The organism is Streptomyces sp. NPDC051776 (assembly GCF_040681345.1).
Lineage (GTDB): Bacteria > Actinomycetota > Actinomycetes > Streptomycetales > Streptomycetaceae > Streptomyces.
In genome coordinates this window covers 1-1,824 of record NZ_JBFAYQ010000155.1, presented here as the reverse complement: position 1 = coordinate 1,824, position 1,824 = coordinate 1, and the positions used below count along the sequence as shown (strand labels likewise).

General features: G+C 66.9%; 2 protein-coding genes and 1 pseudogene. All 3 read left to right on the top strand.

Features of this window, described 5'->3' with window-relative positions:
- On the top strand, window positions 1–820 hold an 820-nt coding region (locus AB0M26_RS31845; RefSeq protein WP_365266509.1), incomplete at its 5' end, for a transposase.
- A 15-nt stretch (window positions 821–835) separates the two neighbouring features.
- Window positions 836–1,480, top strand: a complete 645-nt coding sequence (locus AB0M26_RS31840; protein ID WP_365266506.1) for a transposase — start codon at window positions 836–838, stop codon at window positions 1,478–1,480.
- Window positions 1,481–1,483: 3 nt separating this feature from the next.
- Window positions 1,484–1,762 (top strand): annotated as a pseudogene (locus tag AB0M26_RS31835) (ISL3 family transposase); the annotation flags it as partial.
- Window positions 1,763–1,824 lie beyond the last annotated feature (62 nt).

The window sequence follows — 1,824 nt, the reverse complement described above, 5'->3', positions numbered from 1 at the left end:
TTGCACCTGCGTCATGCATGACGATCTACAGGAACCCGCCCCGCTGCGGGAGCGGAGCCCACAGATTGATCACAACTGGATACGCCCCCTAGTGCTGGCGGGCCGGGCTGGGGCGAGGCTGACGGACGCGCTGGCCGCGCCCGTGAGCCGGTCATCCCTCTTGCGGCTGATACGCGCCGTTCCCGAGGATGCGCCGGCCACACCGCGCGTGCTGGGCATCGACGAGTTTGCCCTGCGCAAAGGCCATGTCTACGCAACTGTCCTGGTCGACATCGAGACCCGTCGCGCCGTTGACCTGCTGTCGGACCGCTCGATCGAGACCGTCTCTGGATGGCTGGCCGCCCATCCCGGCGTGGAAGTGATCTGCAGGGACCGATCCGCCTCCTTCGCCGAGGCCGGACGCCTCGGTGCACCGGACGTGATCCACGTCGCGGATCGCTATCACCTGTGGCACAACCTCGCTGAGGCGGTCGAGAAGACCGTGGTCCAGCATCGCGCCCTGCTGCCCGGACCCGCACCAAGACCCGCTTTCGCGGCGCTGCCGTCGGCGGAGTTGAGACCGATTCTCCCCACACCGCTGAGGAGCACGGGACGTCTGGCCGAGCGTGTCCGGGAGCACCACGCCGCTGTCCACGCTCTCCTGGCCACCGGCATCGGCTTGAAGACCATCGCCCGCCAGCTGGGGTTGGCCCGCAACACCGTCCGGCGTTATGCGCACGCGGCCGAAGCGGACGAACTGCTGGTGGGACGCTGGGCTGGACGGCCCAGCATCCTCGATCCCTTCAAGCGGCACATCGACCAGCGATTCGGGCAGGGCTGAACCAACGCCCGCCGCTTGTTCGAGGAGATCCAGCAGCGCGGCTACCCGGGCAAGGAGCAGATTGTCCGCAAGTACGTCCACCAGCTCCGGCAAGCGTTCCCGCGTCAGGACCCGCCCCGCCGGAAGCGTTCGGTCCGCGACGTGACCGGCTGGATCACCCGCCATCCCGACCGGCTCGACGCCGACGACACCCAACGTCTGAAGGAAATCCTGACGCACGTCCCGGCGCTGGCCGCCACCGCAAGGCACGTCCGGGCCTTCGCCGAGCTGATGAACAACCGTCATGGCCGCCATCTCAAGGAGTGGATCACCGCCGTCCGGGCCGACCAGATCCCAGCCCTGCAGACATTCGCCGCCGGACTCCTCCAAGACCTCGACGCCGTCGTCGCCAGCCTGAGCCTGAACTACAGCTCCGGCGCGGTCGAGGGCCACAACAACAGGATCAAAATGCTGAAACGTCAGATGTTCGGCCGTGCCAAATTCGACCTGCTTCGCAAACGTGTCCTCCACGCAGGAGGAACCTGCTGGTCGTGGCGGCGTGGAGGGTCACACGTCGGGGGTGGAGTGCGTCAGTCGCGGCCGTTCATGATCGCTGATTCGGTGACCCTCCGTGGCTCTGGCACAGAAAGTGACCCAGAACCAATTCTGCGGGAGCATTGAGACCTCTGGTCCAACCTGTGCGGCAAGGCCCTGGCCGAGGCCCGCACCCACGCCGCCTGCTGGCAACTGCTGTGAACCCCCGCACCGCCCGGGGGCGTACGCGAGTAGACCACCCGCGAGTGCTGGCAGAGGGTCCACCATCTGCTCGACCAGGGCGTCGGCCTGCTCCAATGCGCACGCCGCCTCGATGTTGCCCTGAATACCGTCAAGCGATACGCCCGCATGAAGGAGCCCACCGCAGAGCGCCGCGCTCCCCGCTACAAGCCCACGCTCGTCGACCCCTAATCCGTAGTTAAGGGCGTTTCGAGGGAGCAGGTAGTTCTCGGAACGTTCGAGTGCCGGAT